The organism is Ralstonia sp. OTU4908 (assembly GCF_038440115.1).
In the GTDB taxonomy this organism is placed as follows: Bacteria; Pseudomonadota; Gammaproteobacteria; order Burkholderiales; family Burkholderiaceae; genus Ralstonia; species Ralstonia pickettii.
On record NZ_JASATD010000018.1, the window covers coordinates 45,458 to 70,547 of the forward strand.

General features: G+C 65.7%; 20 protein-coding genes. 11 read left to right on the forward strand and 9 right to left on the reverse strand.

The annotated features are described in order from the left end of the window. Nucleotides 1–7 precede the first annotated feature (7 nt). Nucleotides 8–1,222, reverse strand: coding sequence for an HD-GYP domain-containing protein (locus AAHM38_RS16210; RefSeq protein ID WP_116576788.1), 1,215 nt, complete (start codon nt 1,220–1,222; stop codon nt 8–10). Between the two features lie 343 nt (nt 1,223–1,565). Here AAHM38_RS16210 and AAHM38_RS16215 point away from each other — a divergent pair, with 343 nt between their 5' ends. Then, nucleotides 1,566–1,907, forward strand: coding sequence for a hypothetical protein (locus AAHM38_RS16215; protein WP_009277266.1), 342 nt, complete (start codon nt 1,566–1,568; stop codon nt 1,905–1,907). A 75-nt stretch (nt 1,908–1,982) separates the two neighbouring features. Here AAHM38_RS16215 and AAHM38_RS16220 read toward each other — a convergent pair whose 3' ends face one another. From AAHM38_RS16220 to AAHM38_RS16230, 3 genes are all read right to left on the reverse strand, one after another. Next, the gene (locus AAHM38_RS16220) at nt 1,983–2,498 is read right to left on the reverse strand and encodes a MarR family winged helix-turn-helix transcriptional regulator (RefSeq protein ID WP_009239011.1); all 516 of its coding nucleotides are present in this window, start codon (nt 2,496–2,498) and stop codon (nt 1,983–1,985) included. Nucleotides 2,499–2,571: 73 nt separating this feature from the next. Then, complete coding sequence (locus AAHM38_RS16225; protein WP_116576787.1) at nt 2,572–3,705, reverse strand: ABC transporter substrate-binding protein; 1,134 nt, start codon at nt 3,703–3,705, stop codon at nt 2,572–2,574. A gap of 45 nt (nt 3,706–3,750) precedes the next feature. Further along, nucleotides 3,751–5,016, reverse strand: coding sequence for a flavin-dependent oxidoreductase (locus AAHM38_RS16230; protein ID WP_116576786.1), 1,266 nt, complete (start codon nt 5,014–5,016; stop codon nt 3,751–3,753). 176 nt (nt 5,017–5,192) lie between these two features. Here AAHM38_RS16230 and AAHM38_RS16235 point away from each other — a divergent pair, with 176 nt between their 5' ends. The 4 genes from AAHM38_RS16235 to AAHM38_RS16250 all read left to right on the forward strand — a co-directional run bounded on the left by AAHM38_RS16235 (nt 5,193) and on the right by AAHM38_RS16250 (nt 9,518). Then, the gene (locus AAHM38_RS16235; protein ID WP_012761279.1) at nt 5,193–5,915 is read left to right on the forward strand and encodes a GntR family transcriptional regulator; all 723 of its coding nucleotides are present in this window, start codon (nt 5,193–5,195) and stop codon (nt 5,913–5,915) included. A 46-nt stretch (nt 5,916–5,961) separates the two neighbouring features. After that, nucleotides 5,962–6,639, forward strand: coding sequence for a DUF2848 domain-containing protein (locus AAHM38_RS16240; RefSeq protein WP_009239015.1), 678 nt, complete (start codon nt 5,962–5,964; stop codon nt 6,637–6,639). Nucleotides 6,640–6,666: 27 nt separating this feature from the next. Next, nucleotides 6,667–8,025 (forward strand): amidase, encoded by a 1,359-nt coding sequence (locus AAHM38_RS16245; RefSeq protein WP_116576785.1) that lies wholly within the window; start codon nt 6,667–6,669, stop codon nt 8,023–8,025. Nucleotides 8,026–8,195: 170 nt separating this feature from the next. Then, on the forward strand, nt 8,196–9,518 hold the full coding sequence (locus AAHM38_RS16250; RefSeq protein ID WP_012761277.1) for an MFS transporter: 1,323 nt from the start codon (nt 8,196–8,198) through the stop codon (nt 9,516–9,518). Nucleotides 9,519–9,866: 348 nt separating this feature from the next. Here AAHM38_RS16250 and AAHM38_RS16255 read toward each other — a convergent pair whose 3' ends face one another. Together AAHM38_RS16255 and AAHM38_RS16260 are read right to left on the reverse strand one after the other, a co-directional pair. Next, nucleotides 9,867–11,279: a methyl-accepting chemotaxis protein gene (locus tag AAHM38_RS16255; protein WP_116576784.1), complete on the reverse strand. Its 1,413-nt coding sequence runs from the start codon at nt 11,277–11,279 to the stop codon at nt 9,867–9,869. 149 nt (nt 11,280–11,428) lie between these two features. Then, nucleotides 11,429–14,152, reverse strand: a complete 2,724-nt coding sequence (locus tag AAHM38_RS16260) for a bifunctional diguanylate cyclase/phosphodiesterase (RefSeq protein WP_179817602.1) — start codon at nt 14,150–14,152, stop codon at nt 11,429–11,431. 170 nt (nt 14,153–14,322) lie between these two features. Between AAHM38_RS16260 and AAHM38_RS16265 the strand changes: the two genes are divergently transcribed. Next, nucleotides 14,323–15,498, forward strand: coding sequence for an alpha-D-ribose 1-methylphosphonate 5-triphosphate diphosphatase (locus AAHM38_RS16265; protein ID WP_116576782.1), 1,176 nt, complete (start codon nt 14,323–14,325; stop codon nt 15,496–15,498). A gap of 8 nt (nt 15,499–15,506) precedes the next feature. Next, nucleotides 15,507–16,295 carry a DUF1045 domain-containing protein gene (locus AAHM38_RS16270; protein WP_116576781.1) on the forward strand — a complete coding sequence of 263 codons (789 nt, stop codon included), beginning with the start codon at nt 15,507–15,509 and terminating at the stop codon, nt 16,293–16,295. Here AAHM38_RS16270 and AAHM38_RS16275 read toward each other — a convergent pair. The 3 genes from AAHM38_RS16275 to AAHM38_RS16285 form a co-directional block, all read right to left on the reverse strand. Next, nucleotides 16,285–17,112 carry a hypothetical protein gene (locus AAHM38_RS16275; protein WP_116576814.1) on the reverse strand — a complete coding sequence of 276 codons (828 nt, stop codon included), beginning with the start codon at nt 17,110–17,112 and terminating at the stop codon, nt 16,285–16,287. The two genes, AAHM38_RS16270 and AAHM38_RS16275, sit on opposite strands and share 11 nt — an antisense overlap. A gap of 19 nt (nt 17,113–17,131) precedes the next feature. Beyond that, complete coding sequence (locus AAHM38_RS16280) at nt 17,132–17,521, reverse strand: hypothetical protein (protein WP_116576780.1); 390 nt, start codon at nt 17,519–17,521, stop codon at nt 17,132–17,134. Nucleotides 17,522–17,733: 212 nt separating this feature from the next. Beyond that, on the reverse strand, nt 17,734–18,918 hold the full coding sequence (locus AAHM38_RS16285; RefSeq protein WP_116576779.1) for an MFS transporter: 1,185 nt from the start codon (nt 18,916–18,918) through the stop codon (nt 17,734–17,736). Between the two features lie 156 nt (nt 18,919–19,074). Between AAHM38_RS16285 and ku the strand changes: the two genes are divergently transcribed. The 4 genes from ku to mobB all read left to right on the forward strand — a co-directional run bounded on the left by ku (nt 19,075) and on the right by mobB (nt 24,811). After that, nucleotides 19,075–19,989 (forward strand): non-homologous end joining protein Ku, encoded by a 915-nt coding sequence (ku, locus tag AAHM38_RS16290; protein ID WP_116576778.1) that lies wholly within the window; start codon nt 19,075–19,077, stop codon nt 19,987–19,989. 18 nt (nt 19,990–20,007) lie between these two features. Beyond that, nucleotides 20,008–22,611 carry a DNA ligase D gene (ligD, locus tag AAHM38_RS16295; protein WP_116576777.1) on the forward strand — a complete coding sequence of 868 codons (2,604 nt, stop codon included), beginning with the start codon at nt 20,008–20,010 and terminating at the stop codon, nt 22,609–22,611. A gap of 137 nt (nt 22,612–22,748) precedes the next feature. Beyond that, nucleotides 22,749–24,287, forward strand: coding sequence for a D-alanyl-D-alanine carboxypeptidase/D-alanyl-D-alanine endopeptidase (gene dacB / locus AAHM38_RS16300; protein ID WP_116576776.1), 1,539 nt, complete (start codon nt 22,749–22,751; stop codon nt 24,285–24,287). Next, entirely contained in the window at nt 24,284–24,811 is a 528-nt protein-coding gene (gene mobB / locus AAHM38_RS16305) for a molybdopterin-guanine dinucleotide biosynthesis protein B (RefSeq protein WP_116576775.1), read from the forward strand. Before dacB ends, mobB begins: the two co-directional genes overlap by 4 nt. The last annotated feature ends 279 nt before the right edge of the window (nt 24,812–25,090 follow it).

The window sequence follows — 25,090 nt, forward strand, 5'->3', positions numbered from 1 at the left end:
CGGCGCCTCAGACCAGGCACATGTCGGACACTTCCTCGTCCGACAAACCCCACGTGGTGGCGTCTTCCACGGTCACGATGGAATCGTCGGATTTACCCAGGCTGATGCGCTCGGGGCGCACGCGCGTCTTGGTGTTGCCCGAATAGAAGACGACCACGTCCGGCTTCAACGCAGACGCGTCGTTCTGGTGAACCACCACGCCCAACCGGTTGGTGCGCAGTTTGACCAGCGTGCCGACCGGGTAGATGCCCACGCTGCGCGTAAAGGCCTGGAAGACGGTTCGATCGAATTGCGTGTCGGTGCGCGCCATCATGTATTTCAGGGCCTGCGCCGGAGACCACGCATGGTGATAGGGGCTGCTCGACGTGAGGGTGTCGTACACGTCGCAAATCGCGCCCATCTTGGCCCACAGGCTGATGCCGTCGGCCTTCTGGGCGTCGGGATAGCCGCTGCCGTCAATGCGCTCGTGGTGGTGCAGGCAGATCTCGCGTGCAATCTCGCTGAACTGTCCGGTGCCCTGCAGCAGGTGATGGCCGCCCACGGCGTGCGTCTGCAGCAGCGCCAGTTCGTCCTTGGTCAGCGCCGTGCTCTTGTCGAGCAGCGTGCGCGGCATGGCCGATTTGCCGATGTCATGCACCAGCCCGCCCAGCCCGCATTCGCGGATCTCGTCTTCGGGCAAGCCCAGCGTCTTGGCCAGCGCCACCATCAGCGCGCACACGGCAAACGAATGCAGGTAGGTGTAGTCGTCCTTGTTCTTCAGGCGCGCCAGGGCGATCAGCGCGTAAGAGTTGCGTGCCAGCGAGTTCGACACGTCGTCCACCAGCAGCAGCGCCTTTTCGGTTTCCAGCGCACGGCCCATGCGCGCCTCGGCAAACATGTGGCCAAGCGTCGCTTTGCCGTTCTGCATCAGCTGCTGGGCGTGCTTCCACTCTTCCTTGAGCGACGTCAGCGTGATCGGCGGTCGCGCAGCCACCGTCTCGCGCGTGAGCGGCTCGGGTGCGGGCGCCGGAGCCGGTGCCGGCATCAGCGTCTCGGACATGACATCTTCGCCGCGCTCGGGGTCGATCCAGATCTCGGTGATACCCGCTTTGCGGATGTCGTCGATCTGGCCCTGGTGCGACAACTGGAATTGCGCACGCCAGAACGGGTGCTTCAGCCAGGACCCGCCCAGCTTCATCACAAACATGCCGACACGCAATTGGCTCGCATCGATTCGCTTCATACCCTGCCTACCTCGGCTCGAAGTCCGGTTTTTTCATTGAATTAGGGGAGCGGCGTGCCAGCCGACACTGGCTCGTATTTCGCAGTCCAGGCGCTTCACGCTGGTGGATGCTCTGGTCCTCCAGCACGACAAACCGCGCTTGGCTTATCGGCAGCCCTGCACAAAACTTGAGGTGGATATGGGTTGGGCGGCGCGCGGCATACTGCAGCCGCGGCAAGCAAACACCGGAAAACCGGCTGTGGCAGCGGCCGAATCAAACAGGTGGCGCGTCAAGACCCTCGCCGGGCGGGCTGGCGGCCCGGCGCGGGAGGGGTACACTAGCCCTCAAGGATGCGCATCCGATATGACTCAAGATCCCGTCTCTCAACGCAAGCAGCATAACGCCGATGACTTCGCGCTCACCCGCGACGCCATCCGGTGGCTCGCGTCCCTGCCCGACCCGGTGCGGCCGATCGAACTCGGCCGGAAGTTTCCGCGCATCATCAACACGATTGCCGCCAAATGGGCCGATTTCATCGGCTGCCGGCGCTACCTGAACAGCCTGCAGATTGACGACCGTGGCGGCCGCCAGGGATTTCCGTTCGAGATCGTCCAGGAAATCTGCACGCTGCGCGAATACTTCGATTCGCTGTATCCGCCCGACAAGGACCTCTGGCAAAAGGCCATCGACGCGAACAAGCGCTGAAGCGTTCGCAGTTCGCTCCAAAGCAAAGCGGCCCACCTTCGGGCCGCTTGTCATTTGCACGCGCCGGCTTGCCGATCAGGAAGCGGAATCCGGCCCCGATGCCAGCTTGTTGAGCAACGCCAGCAGCGTCTGCCGCTCGTCCGCCGAAAGATGCGCCGTCACGCGGGCGTCGTGCGCGGTGACGGCGCGGGTGATTTCGTCGAGGGTGGTCGCTCCCTTGGCGGTCAGCACAAGCCGGAATGCGCGCTTGTCCTTGGGCGAGGGCTGGCGCTCGACCATGCCCATGTCTTCGAGCGTATCGACCAGCAGCACCGCACCGGAGCGTGCCACGCCCAGGATGTTGGCCAGCTCCGTCAGCTTGAGGTTCGGGTTGTGCGCGATCACGGTCATGGCCGAGAAGCGCGGCGGCGTGATGTTCCACGCCTGCAGGGAACGCACGAAATCTTCGTAGATGTGCAGCTGCGCGCGGCGCACGGCATAGCCGACCAGCCCATCGAGCGCGCCATACTCCACGTCCGCCAGATGCGGGTTGAAATGCCCCGAAGGGGCCACGGCGGGATACAGGTCGTCGGCTTTGGGCGTGCGCGGCATGGCGGTGTCGATGGTGAAGGACCCCTCGATTATCGTCGGCGATGCGCCCGCCGGCCATGCGGGCGCATACGCGTCAGTTCAGCAATTTCCATTTGCCGTGGTCGATGGTCAGCAATACGCGACCGCGCGCATCAAAGCCAAAGTGATCCGTGGACGTGTAGTTGAGCACGCCATGTGAAACAACAATGTCGCGCTCCGATTCCAGCGCATTCTTCAGCGCCTGGCGGAACTCCAATGTGCCCGGCTTGGCCTTCTTGAGCGCCACCGGCACAATGCGCTGAAGCACCTGCAGCGCATCCCACGTGTGGGCGCCGAACTGCGTGCGCGTGTCGGGGCCGTTGGCCTTCTCATAGCGCGTCACGTATTCAAGCGCCGTCTTTTTGCTCGGGTGGCTGTCGGGCAATTGCTCCGCCACGATCACCGGGCCGGCCGGCAGGATGGCTCCATCGACCGCCTTGCCGCCGATGCGAATCAGGTCTTTCGTCGCCGCGCCGTGCGTCTGATAGATCGGCCCGGCATAACCGCGATCGCGCAACGCGGTGTGCGGCAGCGCAGCGCCCGTGCCCGCGCCGGCCACCAGGATCGCATCGGGCTTGATGCTGACCAGCTTGGCGACCTGCCCTGTCACGCTGGTATCTGCGCGGGCGTAGCGTTCGACGTCAACGATCTTGATGCCGCGCGGCGTGGCGGCGGCGGTGAAGTCCTTCAGCCAGCTTTCGCCGTACGCATCGGCAAAGCCGATGAAGCCGACGTTCTTGATGCCAGACGCCGCCATGCGCGTGGCAATCGCCTCGGCCATCAGCGAGATCGGCTGCGCAAGCCGGTAGGTCCAATCGCCCTTGCCCGGTTTCAGCTCGACCGGCGCCAACGCCAGTTGCGGCGTGTGCGATTCGGTGGCGACTTCGGCAATCGCAATCGACGGTGCCACGGCCGACGAGCCAACGATGATGTCGACGTGGTCTTCCGTTACGAGCTTGCGCGCCAGGCGCGTGCCGGTGCTCGGGTCGGAGGCGTCATCCATCACCACAAGGCGCAGCTTTTCCCCGCCGATGGTGTCCGGATAGAACGCCAGCGAGTTCTTCTGCGTGATCCCGAGCGACGCCGACGGACCTGTGGTCGACAGGCTCACGCCAACGACGATGTCGGCGTGGGCTGCAGTGGCAAGCAACAGCGCAGCAGCGGCGCAGAGGGTGCGGCGGGTGGTCATGGGGTCCCCTTTTCTCTTCTAGCGTGTGAATGCGTTACGGGTTTTTCAGGCGCGGCGGGGCATGGGCGGCTGATCGCGCAGCGATTGCGGATCGAAGCCGGCCAGCTTTTTATAGCGCATCGCAATCCCTTCCAGCTCGGCGCGCGGGATCACGTCATGGATGCTCGCAAAGCCTTGGGGTGCGCGTTCATGCGCGAGTTGCATGACCTGCTCCGGGCCATTGAGGCGGTTGCGCAGCACGATGCCCGCGGTGCGCGGCAGGCGATCGGCCTCGTACTCGCGCAGGGCAACGCCGGTGTCGCGCGTGGCGAGCAGGCAATCGACCAACGCGCGCGCATCGAGAATCGCCTGGGCGCTGCCGTTCGAGCCGATCGGATACATCGGGTGCGCCGCATCGCCCAGCAGCGTAACGCGACCGAAGGTCCAGCGTGGCAACGGGTCTTTGTCGACCAGCGGGAATTCGTACACGGCCTGCGCGCCGTCGATCAAGGCGGGAATGTCGATCCAGTTCCATTTCCAGTCGGCGAAGGCGCTGCGGAAGATCGCGCGGTCGACCTCGCGGTTCCAGTCGCTGCGCGGCGGCGCCTCGTCGGGCACGCGCAGCTCGGCAATCCAGTTGATGCGCGAGCGGCCCTGCTGGCGCAGTGGTTCCGAGATCGGATAGGCGACAAACTTCTGGTCCTGATGGCCCGCCATGAACATGGTGCGGCCATCGAGATACGGCTCGGCTTCAGTGACGGCGCGCCACAGCATGCGGCCCGCAAAGCGCGTTGCATCGCCCGCCGGGTAGAAATGCCGGCGTACGGCCGAGTGAATGCCATCGGCACCGATCAGCACGTCGGCTGAGGATTCGACAACGGTGTCGTTGGTGCGATCACGTAGCGTGAAGCGCACGGGGCCGCCCTTCTCGCCTGTCGATTGAACCGCTTCGAAGGTGTGACCCAGGCGGATGCAGTCCGCACCGAGCCGCTCAATCACGGCATCGGCCAGGGCCATCTGGAATTCGCCGCGATGGATGGAGAACTGCGGCCAGTCGTAGCCGGCGGCCCGCCCGCGCGGCTCGTGCCAGATCGGCTGGCCGAAACGGTTGTAGTACGCCAGCGCCGAAGTCCGAATCGCCAGCGCGCTCAGCGTGTCTTCCAGCCCCAGCTCGCACAACTGGCGCGCAGCGTGCGGCAGCAGGTTGATGCCAACGCCCAGCGGCCGCAGCGTCTGCACGGCCTCCCACACTTCGACTTCAAAACCCTGCCGCTCGGCCATCAACGCGAGCGTCAAGCCGCCGATGCCCGCCCCGATGATGGCGATCCTCATGGCTGTCTCCCTGAAATTTGTTGCAGTCTATAACGAATCTCAACGGCATCACGCCAGGGGCATATCAGGGCAAATACCTAGACAAAGACCGCTGAAAGCAGCGCGTTGCACGCTTGACGCTCTGTGAGATATCACAATACCATCACTCGACTTTTACATGAATCGAGGTCGCTTCCATGTCGCGTCCGATCAAGCTGGTTTCCGGTTCCGCCCAAACCGCGCCGGCATCTGCACCGTTTGCCGTCGAACCTGCTGCGCATGCGCCCAAGGGCGCCGCCATGCGTGAACTCGCCTACAACGAGATCAAGCGCCGCATCATGGCGTGCGAATTCCGCCCCGGCGAGCCCCTCAACGAAGCGCAGCTCGGCGCGCTGCTGGGGCTGGGCCGCACGCCCATCCACCAGGCCCTGCATCGGTTGGAGGTGGAAGGGCTGGTGCAGATCCTGCCGCGCAAGGGCGTGCTGGTGACGCCACTGTCGCTCAACGACGTGCTCGACATGATCGAGGTGCGCGCCACCAACGAGATCCTCTGCGTAACGCTGGCCGCCGAGCGTGCCCACCCGGCCGATTTCGAGGCCATGCGCGCCATCGTCGAAGCATCGCCCGCGCTGATCGAGCACCGTGACATTGCCGCGCTGGCCGCGCTGGACCTCAAGTTCCACCTCGCCATTTCCGCCGCCTCGCGCAACCGCGTGCTGGCCGAATTGCTGCGCGGCCTGCACGAGAAGCAGGCGCGCTTCTGGTTCCTGTCGCTGTCAGAGCCGCAACACCTGCAGAACGTGTACGACGAGCACCTTGCCGTGCTCGATGCGCTGGAGCGCCGCGACGTGCCTGCAGCGCGCGAGGCTATTCGCGAGCACATCGACGAATTCCGCCGCACGATCATCCGCACGCTCTGATCCTGATTTCCCCCCGTTTGTTGTTCCCGCTTCTTCCGGATTCCGCATGACCACGCTGCACCTGAACCTGATTGGCCACGGCCCCATCGACGTGACCGTCGACCACCTTGTCATTGCCGGCTGGACCGGCCGCGATGCGCAAGCCGTTGAACACCACATCGCCGAGCTTGAAGCGATCGGCGTGGCGCGTCCGGCGCGCGTACCGTGCTTCTACCGCGTGTCGGCCTCGCTGCTGACCACCGACGCCACCGTGGAGATTCCTGGCGCCGATTCGTCGGGCGAAGCGGAATTCGTGCTGTATTCCACGCCGATGGGCCTGCTGGTCGGCATTGGCTCGGACCACACCGACCGCAAGGTCGAAGCCTATGGCGTGACGGTGTCCAAGCAGATGTGCGCCAAGCCCGTGAGCCGCGACGTGTGGCGCTTCGAAGCGCTGGCCGATCATTGGGACAGCCTGCAGATGAAGACCTGGCGCACCCGAGACGGCCAGACCGCGCTGTACCAGGAAGGCGGCGTCACCCGCATGCTCGACCCGCGCGACCTCATCCGCCGCTACACCGGCAACGACACGCTGCCGGTCGGCACCGCCATGTTCTGCGGCACGCAGCCCATCATCGGCGAACTCGGTTTCGGCGAGGCCTTCGACATGGCCCTGATCGACCCCGTGTCGGGCACCGAGCTGCGCCATCGCTATGCTGTCGACACGCTGCCTGTTGAAGGCTGAAGCGCCCCACCTCACGGAGATCACCGCATGATGACGCCCCGCCCGAACATGATCCGCGCGCTGGCCGCCGCCCTGGCCGCCGGCCGCACCACCAGCGTCGCGCTGACCGAGGCCGCGCTGGAGCGCGCCGAATCGCACCGCGCCGCGGGCGGTGCCGCCTATGTGAGCATCGACGTGCAGGCCGCGCTGGCGATGGCGCGCGCCGCCGATGCCGCGCGTGCGGCGGGCAACGTGCCCTCGCTGCTGGCCGGGCTGCCGGTGTCGATCAAGGATCTGTTTGACGTGGCCGGCCAGGTGACGGCTGCGGGTTCGCGCGCCCTGGCCGACCAGCCGCGCGCCACTGCCGATGCCGCCGCTGTGGCACGCCTGCGCGCGGCCGGCGCCGTGCTGCTGGGCCGCACCAACATGAGCGAATTCGCGTTCTCCGGACTGGGCCTGAACCCGCACTACGGCACGCCGCGCACGCCAGCGGACGGCGCACGCGCAGCGGGCGGCTCCACGTCGGGCGGCGCCGTCACCGTTGCGGGCGGCATGGCCGTGGCGGCGCTGGGCACGGATACCGGCGGCTCGATCCGCATTCCCTCTGCGTTCTGCAATCTGACCGGCTTCAAGCCCACCGCGCGCCGCGTCCCGATGACGGGCGGCGTGCCGCTGTCCACGTCGCTCGATTCCGGCGGCCCGCTCGCCAACTCGGTCGACTGCTGCGCAATCGTCGACGCCGTGCTGAGCGGCGAGTCAGTCAATGATGCGTTCGACACCGCCGCCGTGCCGCTGGCCGGATTGCGCTTCGGCGTCACGCAGGACTATGTCGGCGCGGATCTCGACAACACGGTCGCCGTTGCATTCAACCGCGCTGTTGAACAGCTCGAACGTGCCGGCGCGCACATCGTGCGTTTTGAATTTCCCGAGCTGCTGCAACTGCCCGAGATCAACAGCGGCGGCGGCTTCTCGGCCGCGGAATCCTGGGCATGGCATCGCGCGCTGCTCGCGCGTGCCGAAGCCCAGTACGACCCGCGCGTCGCCACGCGCATCCGCCGTGGTGAACAGATGAGCGCAGCCGCATACATCGACGTGATCAACGCACGCGCACGCATGATCGCCGCCGCTCGCAAGCGCCTGGGCAACTTCGATGCATGGCTGATGCCGACGGTGGCCATCGTGCCGCCCGAGGTCGCCCCGCTTGAAGCGGACGATGCAGCCTTCTTCCGCGTCAACGCCCTCGCGTTGCGCAATCCGAGCGTGATCAATTTCCTGGACGGCTGCGCTCTGACGCTGCCGGTACACGCGGCCGGTGAACTGCCGGTCGGTCTGTCGCTTTGCGGTCTCGCCAACGACGACGCGCGCATCCTGCGCGTCGGTCGGGCGGTGGAGGCTGCCCTGCGTTGATCGACTAGCCAAAACATTCGCCGCCGGCGTCCGGGCCACGCAGGCGGTTCCCCAAGCCAAGCCGAAAAAAAGGCGCGCTGTAGACGCGCCAGGCCCAACGCATGCCTGCGTTTCGTAAAACACAGCAGCACACGAAGCGTCGGCGCCCTCACACGCTATTGGAGGAAACCATGTCGCAAACCCAAGCCCTGCCGGCCAACCCGACCGACCCGGCCAGTCGTCCGCTTCCCAGCACCGAGCTGGAGGCCACCTACCGCCGCATTGCGTATCGCCTGGTGCCGTTTTTGGTGGTGCTGTTCATCCTCGCGTGGATCGACCGCGTCAATGTCGGCTTCGCCAAGCTGTCGATGCTGCAGGATCTGCAGTTCAGCGAAGCGGTGTACGGCCTGGGCGCCGGCATCTTCTTCATCGGCTACTTCCTGTTCGAAGTGCCGAGCAACCTGCTGCTGGAAAAGATCGGCGCACGCAAGACGCTGGCACGCATCACCATCCTGTGGGGCCTGGCCTCGATGGCGATGATCTACGTGAAGACGCCGACCTCGTTCTACGTGATGCGCTTTCTGCTGGGCATCTTTGAAGCCGGCTTTTTCCCGGGCGTGGTGCTGTACCTGACGTACTGGTTTCCCTCCGCACACCGTGCGCGTATCAACGGCCTGTTCATGACCTCGTTCGCGATCGCGGGCGTGGTGGGCGGCCCGGTTGCGGGTTTCATCATGAGCCGCATGGAAGGCGTGGGCCACCTCGCCAACTGGCAATGGCTGTTCCTGCTCGAAGGCATTCCTTCCGTGCTGGCCGGCTTTGCCGTGCTTGCGTGGCTGCCCGAAACGCCTCGACAGGCCAAATGGCTTTCCGCCGCCGAGCAAGACGCCGTCGTTCGCGCCGTTGAAGCGGAGAATCACGACCCCGCCAAGCACGCCTCGTTTGGTGCGGCACTCGCCAACGCCCGCGTGTGGGTCTGCGCAGCCATCTACTTCTGCGTGGTCAGCGGCAATGCCACCATCGCCTTCTGGACGCCGTCGATCATCAAGGAGCTGGGCGTCCAGGGCAATTTCCAGATCGGCCTGATCGCGGCCATTCCGTTCATCGCCGGCACGATCGCGATGGTCTGGAACGGCGCGCATTCCGACCGTACGGGCGAGCGCCGCATGCACTGCGCCATCGCCGCAGTCATCGCAGCCGCCGGCCTGGTCGCAACAGGCGCACTGCTCGGCTCGCCGGCGCTCGCGCTGATCTCGCTCACCGTCGCCGCCATCGGCATCCTCGCCGCGTTCCCGGTGTTCTGGTCGATCCCCGCCGTCTTCCTGGCCGGCACCGCAGCCGCAGGCGGCATCGCCCTCATCAACTCCATCGGCAACCTCGCCGGCTTCGTCGCGCCGTACATGATCGGCTGGCTGAAGACCAGCACCGGCCACCTCTCCGCCGGCCTCTACTTCGTAGCCACGCTGGAGCTGGGCGCCGCCGTCCTAGTCATCCTGGGCACACGCAAACACTAAGCCCCAACAGCAAACAGACCATCGTGGCGCCACCCCCCGCGCCGCGACGGTTTGGCCGTACTCTGCCCTAGATGGCGCCTTGAATTTTCGTAAGCGGGCGGAAACAAGACGGGGAACTGTCTGAGCGAAGCGAGTTTTCCCCGTCTTCGCACGGTTATGAAAATTCAAGGGGAAGTCGCCATCTCGGGCGCGCCTTTCTTTGCTTACCTTTCTTTGGCAAGACAAAGAAAGTAAGTCGGCCCCGGCAGGGGACGAAACAAGGGATGCACCATCAACACCCAAACCCCACAAGCAAGGTCCCAAACCCCACCCACGAAGTTCAAAACCCCACCCCCGCCGTTACGGACCTCAACCGGCCACCTTGTAACCCATCCGAAAACCACCCCAGTGGCGACCCTTGACGTAAATCGGCGCCGACACATCCTTCATCATCGCAAACGTCCCGCTCCCCATATCGCGACGATACGTCTGCAACAGGAACGCCTCGGTATTGCGCGCCGCCCCCAGCCCCGTGCGATCCGTGAACAGCCGGCGGTTGCGGCTGTTGGCCGCATTCCAGACCGGGTCACTCCCCTGCGGCTGCGAGAACTTCAGGTTGTGCGTCGGCAGATAGCCGTTGGTGTCGACCGCCGCGCAGAACACCACGCGCGGATCCAACTGGAGCAACGGCTCCTGTACCGCAGGCAACACACGGTCCGTGAACGCCGTAAATCGCGTCATATGCTGCGGCGGATCGGTATTCGGCACCGGCGCATAGGTGCGATCAAACAGATCACTTTCGCTGATATCGCCGCGCGCCAGCGCCGATTCAAACAATGCGCTGATCTTGCCGGCGGCGGTCTGCACCGCTTCGATGAAGGGCGTATCGGCACTCTGCACGCCCGTCGAAGCCGTCAACCGGATCAGCGTTTCCGACGCCCCCAGCAACCCCGAAAGCTGCCGTTGCGCGTTGTCGATGTTGTGGCTGGATTGCTTCACACCCTCGGCCATCGCCTCCACCTCACGCGCGAGCGACGCGCATTCATCTTCGATGGCCGCAGTGGATTCCGCAATGCTCGTCGCCTCGACATCGAAGCGCGCAATGGCCTCGCCCGCCACGCCAATCACCGCGCCAATGGCCTGCGTGCCGGCATCCACACGCTGGGCGCGCGCAACGTTTGCACTGCTGTCGCCGATCAGCTTGTCGGTCTGGCCAGACAAATCCGCCAAGGTGGTTTCGATACGCTGCGTCGCTTCGGCGGTCTGCCCGGCAAGCTGCTTCACCGCACCCGCAACCACTGCGAAGCTGCGGCCCGATTCGCCCGCGCGAGCGGCTTCAATGGCCGCGTTGATCGCCAGCAGATTGGTCTGCTTGGCAATCTGCGAAATCTGCTCGGACGCCTGCGCCACCTGGATCAGCGCTTCACGCAGTGCCGCAATCTGCTGCTCCATGCTCGCCACACCAACGGCCAGCTCGCGAATGTCGCGCAGCGATGCATCGACCGTTTCGCGCGAGCCGCTCACCTCTTCGCTGGCATGCGATGCGACTTCGCGCGCGTGCCGCGCCGCCACGGCGATATCGTGATTGCCGCGCATGGTGACATCGGCCGCGTTGCGCAACTGATCAAACACGTCGGCCTGCCGGCGCAGGCGCACGGCCACGTCTTCCACGTTGCCGGAGACCTCGCAGATGCCCATGCCGACGCGGCCGGCCTCTTCGGCAATACGGGCAACAAGGTCGGGAGAGGCTTTCGGGCCGCGGCCCCAGGCGAATGGCTTCACGTGCGGTTGTCTCCAATTGTCGTTGTTGTGTGCGCCCTCGCGCTGATGGCGAAGCGGCCCTCTAAGGGGGGTATCGGCACGTGCGAAGCGCGCTTGAGCGACGCTACCCGCCCTGACTTACGCGGGCATTACATGCGCCTTGCGCTGCACTAGGCCCGCGCGGAACGGTCGCGGCGCAGCCGTGACTCGTAGGCGGCAGCCGTCATCGGGGGGCCGAACAGGAAACCCTGCAACTTGTCGCACCCCGCGGCTTGCAGGAACTCGGCCTGCTCCAGCGTCTCGACACCCTCTGCCGTGACGGTCATGTCCAGCGACGCGGCCATCGCGACCACGGCGCGCGAGATCACCACCGAATCGCGATGGCGCGGAATGCCCGAGACGAACGAGCGATCCACCTTCAGGTTGTCGATCGGGAAGCGTTGCAGATACGACAGTGACGAATAGCCCGTGCCGAAATCATCGATCGAGATGCGAATGCCCAGGGCCGTGAGCGCATCGAGCATCGGCATCACTGCGGCCGTGTCGCGCATGAGCAGGCCTTCGGTGATCTCCATTTCGAGCGCGCTCGCGGGCAAGCCAGCTTCGGTCAGGCAGCGCGAGATGGTCGGCACCAGTCCCTCGCCAAACTGACGCGGCGACAGGTTCACGGCCACGAAGAACTCCGGCATGCAGGTGGCGCGCCAATGCGCGGCCTGATGACACGCCTGTGCCAGCACCCATTCGCCGATGTCGCCGATAAGTCCGGCGTCTTCCGCCACGGGAATGAACTCGGCGGGGGACACCTCGCCCAGTTCGGTGCTGTGCCAGCGCAGCAGCACTTCAGCACCGACGATGTCCATCGATGTGGCGTCGACGATAGGCTGGAAGCGCAACGACAGCTCGCCCGCCGTCAACGCGCGGCGCAGGTGGTATTCCAGCTGGAAGCGCCGCTGCGCCCGCTGCGACAGGCGCGCGGTGTACACGCGATGCTGGTTGCGGCCGTTCTGCTTGGCGTTGTACATGGCGGCATCCGCACAGCGCAGCAGCGTGGCGGCGTCGTTGCCATGCTCCGGGTACAGCGCGATGCCGATCGACGCGCCCAGGTAGTACTCCGTGCCGCTCGTCGAGAACGGCTGCGCGATCGAATGGACGATGCGCTTGGCCAAGCGCTCCGCTTCCCCCAACGAGCGCACATTGTCGAGCAGCACGACGAACTCATCGCCGCCGAGGCGCGCCAGCGTATCGCTCTGGCGCACGCAGGCCGACAGCCGTTGCGCGACGATGCGCAGCAGGTGGTCGCCCGCTTCGTGGCCAGCCGTGTCGTTCACCTTCTTGAAGCCATCCAGATCGAGGAACAGCACGGCGACCTGGCGCGCCTCGTTGGCCTGGCTGGCTGCCTGCTCCATCACCGCCTGCATGCGCTGCGAGAAGTACGCGCGGTTGTACAAGCCGGTGAGCGCATCACGCTGCGCGAGGAAAGTGAGCTGCTGCTGGGCCGCGCGGGCCGGCCCGATATCGTTGAACGAGATCAGCACGGCTGAGGGGGTATCGTCGCCAGGGCGCACGATGGGCAGCACGTTTTCGTGCACCCACACCACATCGCCGTCAACCAGTTCCAGGCCAACAGTCAAGCCCAGCAGCGGCCGTCCGGTGGCCAGCACCACGCGCGTGGGGCGCTCGTTGACCGGGATCTCGCTGCCGTCTTCACGCAACGAGCGCCGCATCAGCGCCAGGTGGCTGGTGCCCACCGGCGACACGCTGCCCGCCCGGAGAATACGCCGCGCGCTCGGGTTGCACGCGAGGATGGTGCCGTCGGCCGCCTGCACGACGATGCCTTCGGTCAGGTTGTCGACGGCCAGGCGATAGCGTTCTTCGCTCTCCCTCAGATCACGCGCGATATGCGCCTTCTGCACGGCCACGCCGATGATGTCGGTAATACCGTCGAGCAACCCCATGGCGTCGCGCGTGGGCGCACGCGGGGAGTCGTAGTAGATGCCCATCGCGCCGATCATCTGCGCGTTGTCGCCGCGGATGGGCGTCGACCAGCACGCGCGCAATCCGAGCGGCGCAACGATGTCGCGGTAGCCATCCCAGAGCGGGTCGGCGTCGATGTCTTCCACCACCACGGTCTTGTTCAGGAACATGGCCGTGCCGCATGAACCGACCGAAGGGCCAATCGCGATCCCAACCAGCACCTGGGAGAGCGTGCAAGGCAGCGACGGTGCCACGGCCTGCGTAACGTGCTCGCCATCACCACTGAGCAGGACCGAGCACATGGCGCCGTCGTCGAGCAGCGCCTCCACCAGCCGGCACACCTCGGCCAGCAGGTCGGGCAACGGCACGTTGCGCGAGCTGAGTTCGAGCACGGTCTTTTCGCAGCGCAGCAATTCCTTGGCGCGTGCGGTTTCGGCAGCCAGTGCACGATAATTGGCTTCGGATTCGCGCAGGGCCTGTTCGGCCTGCTTGCGCTGGGTGATGTCGCGTGCCACCACCTGAATGGCGGTGCGCCAGCCAAGCTGCACCGGCGCGGAAAGCACCTCGACCTCCACCGGCGTGCCATCGCAGCGCAGCAAGGTCTGCTCGACCGGGGGCAAGCCTGCACCGTGCGAGACCATCCACTCCCGACGCTGGCGGGCGAGGTGCATCGAGTTGTCGTGCACGAACTCGTCCAGTTCATGGCCCACGATGTCGCGTGCCGTCTGCGCGCCGAACAGGCGAACGCCCGCCTCGTTGACGAAAACGATGATGTCGTCCGCCACGATGTACAGCGCATCCGGCATTTGCCGGACGAGCGCTTCGTAGCGGTCATCAGCGAGCGGCAGCGGCCTGGGGCTGTCCTGATCGATCACATCCGGTTCAGGACGGTCAGGCCGCTCAGCAGAGGTGGCGTCCATATCTGGGTTCTTTTTCAAGATATCGACCATCGTGTCGTGAAAGTTAAGGCGTTTGGCTGCCTCTCCCCCCTTCAGGGTGGGACAAATGGCCGATATGCGGTCAAGCGGCACGTCAGTTGCGGCACAATGCCCGCACGACGTTCCTGCACAACTGTTCGCACCTTGGCGTTATGCAATCGTTTTCGTCTTCCGTCGGCCACGTGGCCGGCCTGATTTCGCGACGCGCCCTGCTCGCCGAAGGGCTGGCGGAAGCTGCCGTGCAATTTCGCGACGGGCAGATCGCTGCGTGTGACGGGAGCCCGACTCGCGGGATGATCGACTGCGGCGACCTGCTCGTCCTGCCCGGCATCGTCGACCTGCACGGCGATGCCTTCGAACGCGCCGTCATGCCGCGCCCCGGTGTGGCCTTTCCCTACGAGACCGCGCTGGCCGACGTTGACGGCCAATTGCTGGCCTGCGGCATCACCACCGAATTCCACGGCGTCACGTATTCCTGGGAGGGCGGCCTGCGTGGCCGCGCCTACGCCGTGCGCATGCTCGACACGCTCGATGCCATGCGCCCGCACCTGGGGGCACAGCATTTGATGCACTTGCGCTTCGAATTGCATCACGCCGATGGCGTTGCCGATGCGCTCGCCTGGATGGATGCCGGTCGCGTGCACTTCCTGTCATTCAACGATCACCTGCCGATGATGCGCGACAAGCTGGGCGACGCGCGCAAGCTCGCACAATACGCCGATCGCGCCGAGTGCGACATCGACACATTCCTGGCCCGTTTGAATGCTGCCGCAGCCAATGCGACGAGGCTCAACGAGGTGACCGGCACGCTCGCCCGGGCGGCGCAGCAACGCGGCATCTGCATGGCTTCACACGATGAACCCGACATCGCCACGCGTAATACCTTCCACGCGCACGGCTGCACAGTCACGGAGTTTCCGTTGACCGAGGATGTCGCGCGGGCAGCGCGCGCGCATGGCGGACATACCGTCTTCGGGGCGCCCAACGTGGTGCGTGGCGGCAGCCACCATGGCGCGCCGAATGCCTCGGCCATGGTGGCGGCGGGCCTGGGTACCGTGCTGGCGTCCGACTATTACTACCCGGCCCTGCTGGCAGCTCCGTTCAAGCTCGCCGAGCGCGGCGTGGTGCCACTGGCCGAGGCCTGGGCGCTGGTGGCCGCCAACCCGGCAGAAGCCGCAGGACTGACGGATCGCGGCGTACTCGCGCCTGGGCTGCGCGCCGATGCCATCGTGGTGGATGACCGCCGCCCGGGCCTGCCGCGCGTGGTGGCGGCCGTGGTGGGCGGACGGCTGCGCCATGCCGCGGGCCAATTGCCGCTGATCGGCTGAACAACACCATGGAGCAGGCGCGGGCACCCTTATCGTCATCGATACCGGCGGCCTGGCGATACGCGCTCTACCTGCTGCCGCCCGAGCCGTGGTACGGGTTGGGCACACGGTGGCTCGGGCGCTGCGCCCGCACCAACACGGTCATCTCCGCAGATCAGCGCGAGGCATTTGTGCGCGAAGCCGGCATCGACCTCGCCACGCTCGACCGCTGGACCGAAGCGCCGCGTCAGTACGGCCTGCACGCGACGTTCAAGCCGCCGTTCCGCCTGGCCAGCGATCGTACGGTCGATGAGCTGGACGCCGCGCTGCGCGGTTTTGCACTGCAGCAGCAGGCCTTCACCATCGAGCCGGCCCTGCAGACGCTGCGCGGCTTCCTGGCCTGGCGGCTGCGTCATGGCGATCCTGCCCGCGACACGCTCCACGCATTCGCCGATGCGTGCGTCAGCGAATTCGACGCCTTCCGCGCACCGCCACCGCCCGCAGAACTCGCGCGGCGCCGTCGCGTCGGCCTGTCGGATGCGCAGGAGCTTCATCTGCAGCGCTGGGGCTATCCGTATGTGTTCGGTACATTCACGTTCCACATCACGCTGACGGGCCGGCTCGACCATGCCGAGCAGCTTGCGTGTTATCGCGCATTGGAAGCGACGCGCGTGGTGCTGCCAGCCGCCATGCCCATCGACCACATCGCGTTGTTCTCGCAGGCTGCGCCGGAAGCGCCTTTCAACGTGGTGCGTGTGTATTGGTTTGACGGCAGCACCGAAGACTTCAGCGCTGCACACGGCACGCCTAGCGCTTGAGTTCGACCACGTCGATCACCTGCGTCTGGCCGTGCTGCTCGACCTCCTGGCGCATGACGACGGCCGCTTCCGGGCAATACCAATCGGTGATGTGTGCAACGGTGGGATCGGGCTCGAGCGTTTCATTGCCCAGCCGCAGCACCCCGAGGCGCGCGGTGCGCGTGTAGCGGATCGGCCGGCACTGCAACTGGCCGACCACGGTGTTCATCGGCTGCGGTGGCCCGACCTCCCGCTCCGACACCTCCACCTTGGCGCGCTCGGCCCGCATGCGCCCCACGGAGATCCCCAGCCGCGGCGACACCACATCGAAGTCGAAGCTCGATTCATACGTATCGCCCGGCAGCATCTGGGCTTCGGGCGCCAAGCCGGCGCCGTATAGGAACATGCCTGAGATGGCCGTGCTCACGGTGCCGACCAGATCGGCATGTTCGCTTTGCGCAAACACGCGGCCATTGATGCTGACGATGCGCGTGACCACGCCAGCTTCGTCCACCAGCAGCTGGTGCTCCTGCACCGTCTCGATGGGGCGGCCGCCCAGCGCCACCAAGCCCGATTTGGCGTAGATGTGCAGGCCGATTTCGCAGCCGTCCTGCATGTCGTGACTGACATCGTGCAGCGTGAACTCGACAATCATCGGCGTCTTGCCGTTGCCGTCCAGGCGCACGCGGCTGCCGTCGTGCACCCACGGCGCGGAGCACAGTCCCGCTGCCTGCGCCGGCAACACCAACGCCAACGCCAACTCAATCGCCGCCACGACTGCGGCGGCGTTCCATAAAGAAAAACGCCGATGCATCGGGCGATGCATCAGCGTCTTCATGAACCCGATCGGCACGGGCTTACTGCTTGGGCGCGTCCTTCTTGTTGGCGCCCTCGCTGTACGGGTCGAACTTGCCGCCGGCCTTCGCGCCCTGGCTGTACGGATCGAACTTGTCACCGGCCTTCGCGCCCTGGGTGTACGTGTCGTACTTGCCCTTCTCGACATTGGCCGGCTGAGCGCCGGGGTTGAGCGCACTGGCGGTGCTGTCGTTCTTGTTGGCGCCTTGCGAATACGGGTCGAACTTGTCGCCGGCCTTCGCACCTTGCTGGTACGGATCGAACTTGTCGCCGACTTTCGCGCCTTGGCTATAGGGGTCGAACTTCTTCTGGTCAGTCTGCGCGTGGGCCACGGTGCCGATGGCGGCTACGACAGCGACCGCTGCCACGAGGGTAAGACGTTTGTACGGCATCTGAAGCTCCTTTCCTATGGGTCGTTTGGGCTGGTCAAATCACATGGAGCAGCCTCGTTTTGAACGCATCCCGATGTCGTGCGCAACTTGGACGTTGGCGCCGGCGCCGGGAAACCCCCTCTCCTCGTCGTACGCTATGGCAAGCGCACAGGAAAGTCAACGCAGAGGAACTGCATATTTTTTGGGCAAATTCGGGCGGCAGCCGGGGGCCGTCAGCGATGTTCCGGCAGGCGGATCGCCCGGGGCCCCGCCAACGCGATCATCGCCATGGTGAGCGCCACCACCGACAGCCCCCAGCGCAGGTCGGAGCGATGCGCAATCAACCCGATGATGACCGGACCGATCAGCAAGCCCACGTAGGCAAAGCGTGCTACGGCGGCGATGCCTTCGGCTGCCGGCACACCCGGCAGGCGGGACGCCGTGATGAAAAAGATCGGCACCATGTTGGCGGCGCCCACGCCCATCAACGCAAAGCCTGTCAAGACAGCCATCGGCGCGGGCCACAACAGGGCAAGCAGGATCCCACCCGTTGCCAGCACGCCACTGGCGCCAAGCACACGCATGTTTCCCCAGCGCCCGCGTGCGAAATCGCCGCCAAAACGCGCCAGCGCCATCCCGCCCGAAAACGCGGCGTACCCGGCGCTGGCAATGGCTTCGGGCGATTGCGCGATCTCGCGCATGTATACGGTCGTCCAGTCGTACATCGCGCCTTCGCCTACCAGCCCCAGGAAGGCCAGCACGCCCAGCAGGAACAGTGTGCGCCCCGTGGTCGGATGTGCCGATTCGCCTTCTGCGTGCATGTGATCGGGCAGCATGAACGGGCCGGCGCACAGCGCCGCCGCCATGGTGACGAGCGCCATGCCGCCGCAATGCACGGCCGGTGGCACGCCCAGTTCCAGCAGCACGCCACCCACCGCCGCGCCCACCATGCCGCCCAGGCTGAACATGCCGTGCAGCGAGGAAATGATCGGCTTGTGATGATTAGCCTCGACCGTGGCGGCCTGCGCATTGATGGCCACGTCGAAACCCGCGTTGGTGATGCCGAACAGCAGCAGCACGGCCAGCAGCGCCGGGTAGCTCGGCATCAACATGAGGAGCCCGGTCATGACACCAAATGCCACACCGCCCTGCACGCTCGCGCGCCGCGTGCCGACGCGCGCCGCCCACTGACCCGCAAACTTCATCGCGACGATGGCGCCGGCGGCCACCATGAACATCGCCAACGACAGCGACGCCTCCGACAGCCCGAAGCGCGCCTTCACCGTCGGAATGTGAATGCCCCACGTCGCAAACGTTGCACCATTGGCGAAAAAGAGAGCCATCGTCGCCGCGCGGGCCGACAAGGGAAGCCGGCGGGGCCGCAGCGCGCCAGCAGATTGGATGTATTCGGAAGACATGAAGGACAGCTGGGAAAAACGCGCAGCGCGAGCGGGTCGCGCCGCAAAGGCCTCATGCTACCGCGCTCTGCTGATGAACGTATGACGCCGCCCCGCACCACGCAGGTATGCCGCTTGCGTCACCACGCTCGAATCCACCGCATCGGGAGACCTGCCATGCCCCGCGTGATCTGGAAGGGCGCCGTGAGCTTCGGCCTCGTCCATATTCCCGTTGCGCTGTATCCGGCAACCCGCAGCGACGACCTCGACTTCGACTGGCTCGACCGCCGCACCATGGACCGCGTCGGCTACAAGCGCATCAACAAGACCACCGGAAAAGAGGTGCCGCGCGAGCAGATTGTGCGCGGCTATGCCTACGAGAAAGACCGCTACGTGATCCTGACCGACGAGGACATCCGGGCCGCTAACCCGGCCTCGACGCAAACGGTCGATTTGCTGACCTTCGTGGATGCGGCGGAGATTCCGTTTCTCTATCTGGATACCCCGTACTTTCTTGCGCCCGACCGGCGCGGCGAAAAAGTCTATGCGCTGCTGCGAGAGGCGTTGACGCGCTCGCAGAAGATCGGTGTTGCCAACGTGGTGCTGCACACCAAGCAGTATCTGGCGGCGTTGATTCCCATGGGGCCCGTGCTTGTGCTGCATACGCTGCGCTGGTCCAACGAGGTGCGCGACTGGTCCGAACTCGATGTACCGGAAGAAGGGGCCAAGGCCGCCAAGCTCACGGCCAAGGAAATCGACATGGCTGAAAAGCTGATCGACGACATGAGCGGCACGTGGGACCCTGCCGAGTACCACGACACCTTCCGCGACGACATCCTGGCATTGGTCGATCGCAAGGTGCGCGAAGGCCGCACGGAATCCGTCGAGCCGATGGAAGCCGAAACCGCTGCACCGCGCAGCGGCAATGTGATCGACCTGACCGACCTGCTGCGCCAGAGCCTCGCCAAGCGGGGCAAGGGCAAAGGCGAGTCAGCCCAAGAAGCTGAAGAAGAACCCGCCCCGCGCAAGCGTGCACCGCGCAAAGCCGCCACGAAGGCGGCGCGCAAGACGGCCACGCGCAAGCGCGCCTAACACGACGGAGCCGACGCCATGCCGCGCCATCTCGCCGACTACCGCAGCAAGCGCGATTTCACGCAGACCCAGGAACCCGCCGGCGCGCGCCGCAAAGCCGACGAACAGCGTGACCATGGCGCCCTGCACTTCGTGATCCAGAAGCACGACGCAACGCGACTGCACTACGACTTCCGGCTGGAACTCGACGGCACGCTCAAGAGCTGGGCCGTCCCCAAAGGCCCGAGCCTGGACCCCGCCGACAAGCGCCTCGCGGTACACGTTGAAGACCATCCGCTGGACTACGCCGATTTCGAAGGCCATATCCCCGAAGGCCAATACGGCGGCGGCGACGTGATTGTGTGGGACCGCGGGACATGGCGCCCGCATGGCGATCCGCGCAAGGCCTATCGCGACGGCAAGCTCAAATTCGACCTCCATGGCGAGAAGCTGCATGGTGCATGGGCGCTGGTGCGCACGCACTTGCACGGCACGGGCAGACATCCGAAAGAACAGTGGTTGCTGATCAAGGAACGGGACGACCAGGTGCGCGCATCCAGCGACTACGACGTGACGGAGGCACTGCCCGCGAGCGTGATTACCGGCGAGAACATCGGCTCCAAACCCCGTGGCAAAGCAAAGGCCAAGTCCAGTGACGGCAAGACTGGGCGCTCCGAACCGGAGCAAGTCCAACCGCCCGCCGGTGCCGTGCCCGCCCCGTTGCCCAGAACGCTGGAGCCCCAACTCGCCACGCTCGTCGATGGTCCGCCCGCCCAAGGCGAATGGGACTACGAAGTCAAGTTCGACGGCTACCGCATCCTTGCACGCATTGACGGCGACACGGTGCGCCTGTTCAGCCGCAACGGCCGCGACTGGACGGCGAAGCTGCCCCGTCAGGCGCGCACACTGCAGGCGCTGGGCCTGCGCGAGGCGTGGCTCGACGGCGAAGTCGTGGTGATGGGCGAGCGCGGCGTGCCCGACTTCCAGGCGCTGCAGAACGCCTTTGAAACCGCGCATGCCGAGCACATTGCCTACTACCTGTTCGACATTCCGTTCTGCAACGGTATGGACTTGCGCGGCGTGCCGTTGCGGGAGCGGCGAGCGCTGCTTGAGCGCATTCTCAATGCCGCCCCGGGTGACCTGGACCGCGAAGCGGTGCTCTTCTCAGGGACATTTCACGCGGCACCCGAAGACCTGCTGTCTTCCGCGTGCAGCATGTCGCTCGAAGGGGTGATCGGCAAGCGCGCCGATGCGCCGTACCGGGCAGGCCGCAGCCCTGCCTGGATCAAGCTCAAATGCGGGCAGCGGCAGGAATTCGTGATCGGCGGGTACAGTGCGCCCAAGGGCAGCCGCAGCGGCTTCGGCGCGCTGCTGCTCGGCGTGTATGACGACGCGGGCAAGCTGCGCTATGCGGGCCGTGTCGGCACGGGCTTCAACGAGACGAGTCTGCACGCTTTGCACCACGAGCTGACGGGTCTGACCGTCGACACGCCGCCCTTCGCCAATCCGCCCACCGGCAGCGATGCGCGCGACGTGCAATGGGTGAAGCCCGAACGCGTGGCGGAAATCGCCTTTGCCGAATGGACGCGCGAAGGCATCGTGCGGCAAGCGGTGTTTCAAGGTTTGCGCGACGACAAACCCGCGCGCAACATCGTGCGTGAAAAAGCCAAGCCGCCCAGTGCCGCCGCCCGCAAGGAGACCCGCGCCGTGCATGCTACCGAACGCAAGGTACGCCCCGGTGCCGAACGCATCGCGGGTGTGGACGTCACGCATCCGGATCGCGTGATCGAGAAAGCCAGCGGCACCACCAAGGCGGACCTTGCGCGCTATTACGCCGGGGTGGCCGAATGGATGCTGCCGCATCTGCACAATCGGCCGACATCGCTCGTGCGCGCGCCAGACGGCATCGACGGCGAGCGCTTCTTCCAGAAGCATTCCGCCGCGCTCAAGCTGCAGGGCATCACGCAGCTGGACCCATCGCTCGACCCGGGGCATCCGTCGCTGCTGGCCATCAACTCGGCCGAGGCACTGGTCGGGGCGGTGCAGATGGGCACGGTGGAATTCCACACCTGGAATGCCCTGGCCGACCGCATCGAACAGCCCGATCGCATCGTCTTCGATATCGACCCAGACCCAGCGCTGCCCTTCGCGCGCGTGATCGAGGCCACGCAGCTCATGCTGGCCATGCTCGATGAACTGGGCCTGAAGGCGTTCCTGAAAACCAGCGGCGGCCACGGCATGCATGTGGTGGTGCCGCTCACGCGCCGCGAAGCCGCCGGCTGGGACACGCTCAAGACCTTCTCGCAAGCGGTGGTGCAACACATGGCCGCGACGTTCCCCGACCGCTTTGTCGCCAAGATGGGCCCGCAGAACCGCGTGGGAAAAATCTTCATCGACTATCTGCGCAACAATCGTGGGGCGAGCACCGTGGCCGCCTACTCGGTGCGCGCGCGGACGGGGCTGCCGGTGTCGGTGCCGATCCGCCATGACGAACTGGAAGGGCTGCAATCGTCTGCGCAGTGGACGCTGCGCACGCTGCCGGATCGCCTCGCCAAGCTCAAGGGCGATCCGTGGGCCGACTATGCCGGCACGCGCCAATCGGTGACGGCCGACATGCGCAAGCGCATCGGTGCCAATGACTGACCCGTCACACATCGGCGTTCCTCAAAGAATTAGGCGGTGAACGGCCCCTTGCTTGTCGGCCGAGGCCCGGGGTTGCTGCGTTAACATGCCTGCGTCTGCACTTGGCGCACGTGTGCGCCCCCACCCTGCCCCCGCCGATGGCCCGAATCCGTCCGACCCGCCTACTGAATCTGTCGCGCAGCGCCCTCGCCTGCGCCTTGCTCCTGACCCTTGGTGCGACGCCGCTGGCCCATGCCAAGAAGGCCAAGGCTCACGCGGCGCCGCGCACCACCGCTGCACAGGCACGCCAGGCGGCGCAGAACCCCGCTGGCTTGCCTGCCAACGTGGCGCTGGCCTTTGCGCGCGCGCATATCCCGCTGGATGCGGTGAGCGTGTTCGTGATCCGCACCGGCACCGCCACGCCCATCCTGCAATGGAACGCCGACACCGGAATGAACCCGGCGTCGACCATGAAACTGCTGACGACCTTCGCGGGGCTGGACCTGCTCGGCCCGGATTTTCGCTGGAAGACAACGGCCTATGCCGACAGCGCTCCCGTCAACGGCACGCTCAACGGCAACCTGTACCTGCGTGGCCAGGGCGATCCGAAGCTGATTCCCGAAGAACTCGTCAAACTGGTGAGCGACGTGCGCCGTGCCGGCGTGGATGAACTGGCCGGCAACATCGTGCTGGATCGCACCTACTTCGAGGGCGGCCTGTCGGAAGCTCCGCCGCTGGACGGCGACAGCGCGCGTGCCTACAACGTCGCGCCCGACGCGCTGCTGTATTCCTTCAAGACGCTCACGTTCACGCTCTCGCCGGATGCCGGCAACGGCGCGGTCAACATCGATGTATCGCCGCCGCTGGCGCAGTTGCAGATCGACAACCAGTTGCGCACCACGCGCGGAGGCTGCGGCGACTGGCAGACCGCCTCCGGCGCCAACATCTCCACGCAGACCGACGGCCATGTCATAGCCAGCTTCGGCGGCCGCTATGCCGCGGCGTGCGGCGAACGCGTCTTCAATATCGCCGCGCTCACGCATGCCGACTTCATCTGGGGTGGCTTCCTGGCGCTATGGCAACAGGCCGGTGGCACGACGCGTTTCACGCCGGGCTTGCGCGAAGGCAAGGTACCGCGTCAGGCTGTTCTTCTGGCCACGCACTACGGCCCGCCGCTGTCGGAAGTCGTGCACGACATCGACAAATATTCGAACAACGTGATGGCGCGCCAGCTCTTCCTCACCATCGGCGCGGAAATCGGGCGCAAGCCCGCATCGGTGCGGCAATCGACCGAGGTCATCAACCGATGGCTCGCCAAACAGAACCTGACGATGCCGGAGTTGGTGCTGGAGAATGGCTCGGGCCTGTCGCGGATCGAGCGCATCAGCGCGCGCAACATGGGGCGTCTGCTGCAGCAAGCTGATGCCAATCCGAACGGCGGCGTGCTGCGCGATGCGCTGCCTGTCGTCGGCGTGGACGGCACCATGCGTAATCGCCTGACACGGGCCGGGGTGGCCGGCAATGCCGAGATCAAGACCGGCACACTCAACGGCGTGCGCGCCATCGCCGGGTATGTGGAAGGCGAAGACGGCCAGCGCTTCGTGGTGGTCAGCATGATCAACCACCCGAACGCCAGCGGCGGCCAAGCCGCGCACGATGCACTGCTGCAATGGATCTACCAGGGCGCGCAGCGATGATTTCACGCAAGGCATTGCTTGGCATCACCGGCACGTCGGGCAGCGGCAAGACCACGCTCGTCGAGCAACTCATCGCCCGTTTCGTGCACGACGGGCGCCGCGTGGCAGCCATCAAGCACACGCATCACGGCTTTGATCTCGATTCGCCCGGCAAGGATTCGCACCGCATGCGCGAAGCCGGCAGTGCCGAAGTCGTGCTCGTGGGCGGTGAACGACTTGTGCTGATGCGCGAATACGCCAACGCGCTGGAGCCCGAACTGGACGACGTGCTGGCGCTGCTCTCGCCCGCCACCGACCTCGTTATCGTTGAAGGCTACAAGCGCAGCACCTTCCCAAAAATCGAAGTCTTCCGCCCTTCGCTCGGCCGCCCGCCGCTGTGGCCAGCGATTGGTGGCGTGGTGGCGGTGGCCACCGATTTGCCCGATGCCGTGCAACCACCCGAAGGCGTGGCCGTGCTGGATCTGAATGACGTCGATGCGGTGTACCGGTTTGCCGTACAGCAACTGGCCAAGTCGGTCATATGAAGCACTCTTAACATCTCAGCAAGGCGGATTGGCTATGATGGGGCAATCCAGTTTTTCGCCAGCCCCCTCCCAACAACATGCTGTCCCGTCTATCGGCCGCGCTGCTTGGCGCGGCATTTTTTTGCCCGGCGCTGCCAGTCGCTCAGCGCGATTCTGTCGCCCCGAATGCGCCCTTGGGCGCGGCGCGCAGGTGCGCCAGTTCGTGCGCGTTGACCCTGCAACTCGGTGCGCGCCGTCCAACATACGCTATCGCCTGGCAGTGACCTTGCCACCGGCTAA

Bases quoted from the DNA above. Each gene is read 5' to 3' on its own strand.
- AAHM38_RS16235 (WP_012761279.1), top strand. From the start codon at position 5,193: ATGTCGCGTCCGATCAAGCTGGTTTCCGGTTCCGCCCAAACCGCGCCG.
- ligD (WP_116576777.1), top strand. From the start codon at position 20,008: ATGCCGCGCCATCTCGCCGACTACCGCAGCAAGCGCGATTTCACGCAG.
- dacB (WP_116576776.1), top strand. From the start codon at position 22,749: ATGGCCCGAATCCGTCCGACCCGCCTACTGAATCTGTCGCGCAGCGCC.
- AAHM38_RS16265 (WP_116576782.1), top strand. From the start codon at position 14,323: ATGCAATCGTTTTCGTCTTCCGTCGGCCACGTGGCCGGCCTGATTTCG.
- AAHM38_RS16280 (WP_116576780.1), bottom strand. From the start codon at position 17,521: ATGCCGTACAAACGTCTTACCCTCGTGGCAGCGGTCGCTGTCGTAGCC.
- ku (WP_116576778.1), top strand. From the start codon at position 19,075: ATGCCCCGCGTGATCTGGAAGGGCGCCGTGAGCTTCGGCCTCGTCCAT.
- AAHM38_RS16250 (WP_012761277.1), top strand. From the start codon at position 8,196: ATGTCGCAAACCCAAGCCCTGCCGGCCAACCCGACCGACCCGGCCAGT.
- AAHM38_RS16215 (WP_009277266.1), top strand. From the start codon at position 1,566: ATGACTCAAGATCCCGTCTCTCAACGCAAGCAGCATAACGCCGATGAC.
- AAHM38_RS16285 (WP_116576779.1), bottom strand. From the start codon at position 18,918: ATGTCTTCCGAATACATCCAATCTGCTGGCGCGCTGCGGCCCCGCCGG.
- AAHM38_RS16245 (WP_116576785.1), top strand. From the start codon at position 6,667: ATGATGACGCCCCGCCCGAACATGATCCGCGCGCTGGCCGCCGCCCTG.
- AAHM38_RS16220 (WP_009239011.1), bottom strand. From the start codon at position 2,498: ATGCCGCGCACGCCCAAAGCCGACGACCTGTATCCCGCCGTGGCCCCT.
- AAHM38_RS16275 (WP_116576814.1), bottom strand. From the start codon at position 17,112: ATGAAGACGCTGATGCATCGCCCGATGCATCGGCGTTTTTCTTTATGG.
- AAHM38_RS16240 (WP_009239015.1), top strand. From the start codon at position 5,962: ATGACCACGCTGCACCTGAACCTGATTGGCCACGGCCCCATCGACGTG.
- AAHM38_RS16225 (WP_116576787.1), bottom strand. From the start codon at position 3,705: ATGACCACCCGCCGCACCCTCTGCGCCGCTGCTGCGCTGTTGCTTGCC.
- AAHM38_RS16260 (WP_179817602.1), bottom strand. From the start codon at position 14,152: ATGGACGCCACCTCTGCTGAGCGGCCTGACCGTCCTGAACCGGATGTG.
- mobB (WP_116576775.1), top strand. From the start codon at position 24,284: ATGATTTCACGCAAGGCATTGCTTGGCATCACCGGCACGTCGGGCAGC.
- AAHM38_RS16270 (WP_116576781.1), top strand. From the start codon at position 15,507: ATGGAGCAGGCGCGGGCACCCTTATCGTCATCGATACCGGCGGCCTGG.
- AAHM38_RS16210 (WP_116576788.1), bottom strand. From the start codon at position 1,222: ATGAAGCGAATCGATGCGAGCCAATTGCGTGTCGGCATGTTTGTGATG.
- AAHM38_RS16230 (WP_116576786.1), bottom strand. From the start codon at position 5,016: ATGAGGATCGCCATCATCGGGGCGGGCATCGGCGGCTTGACGCTCGCG.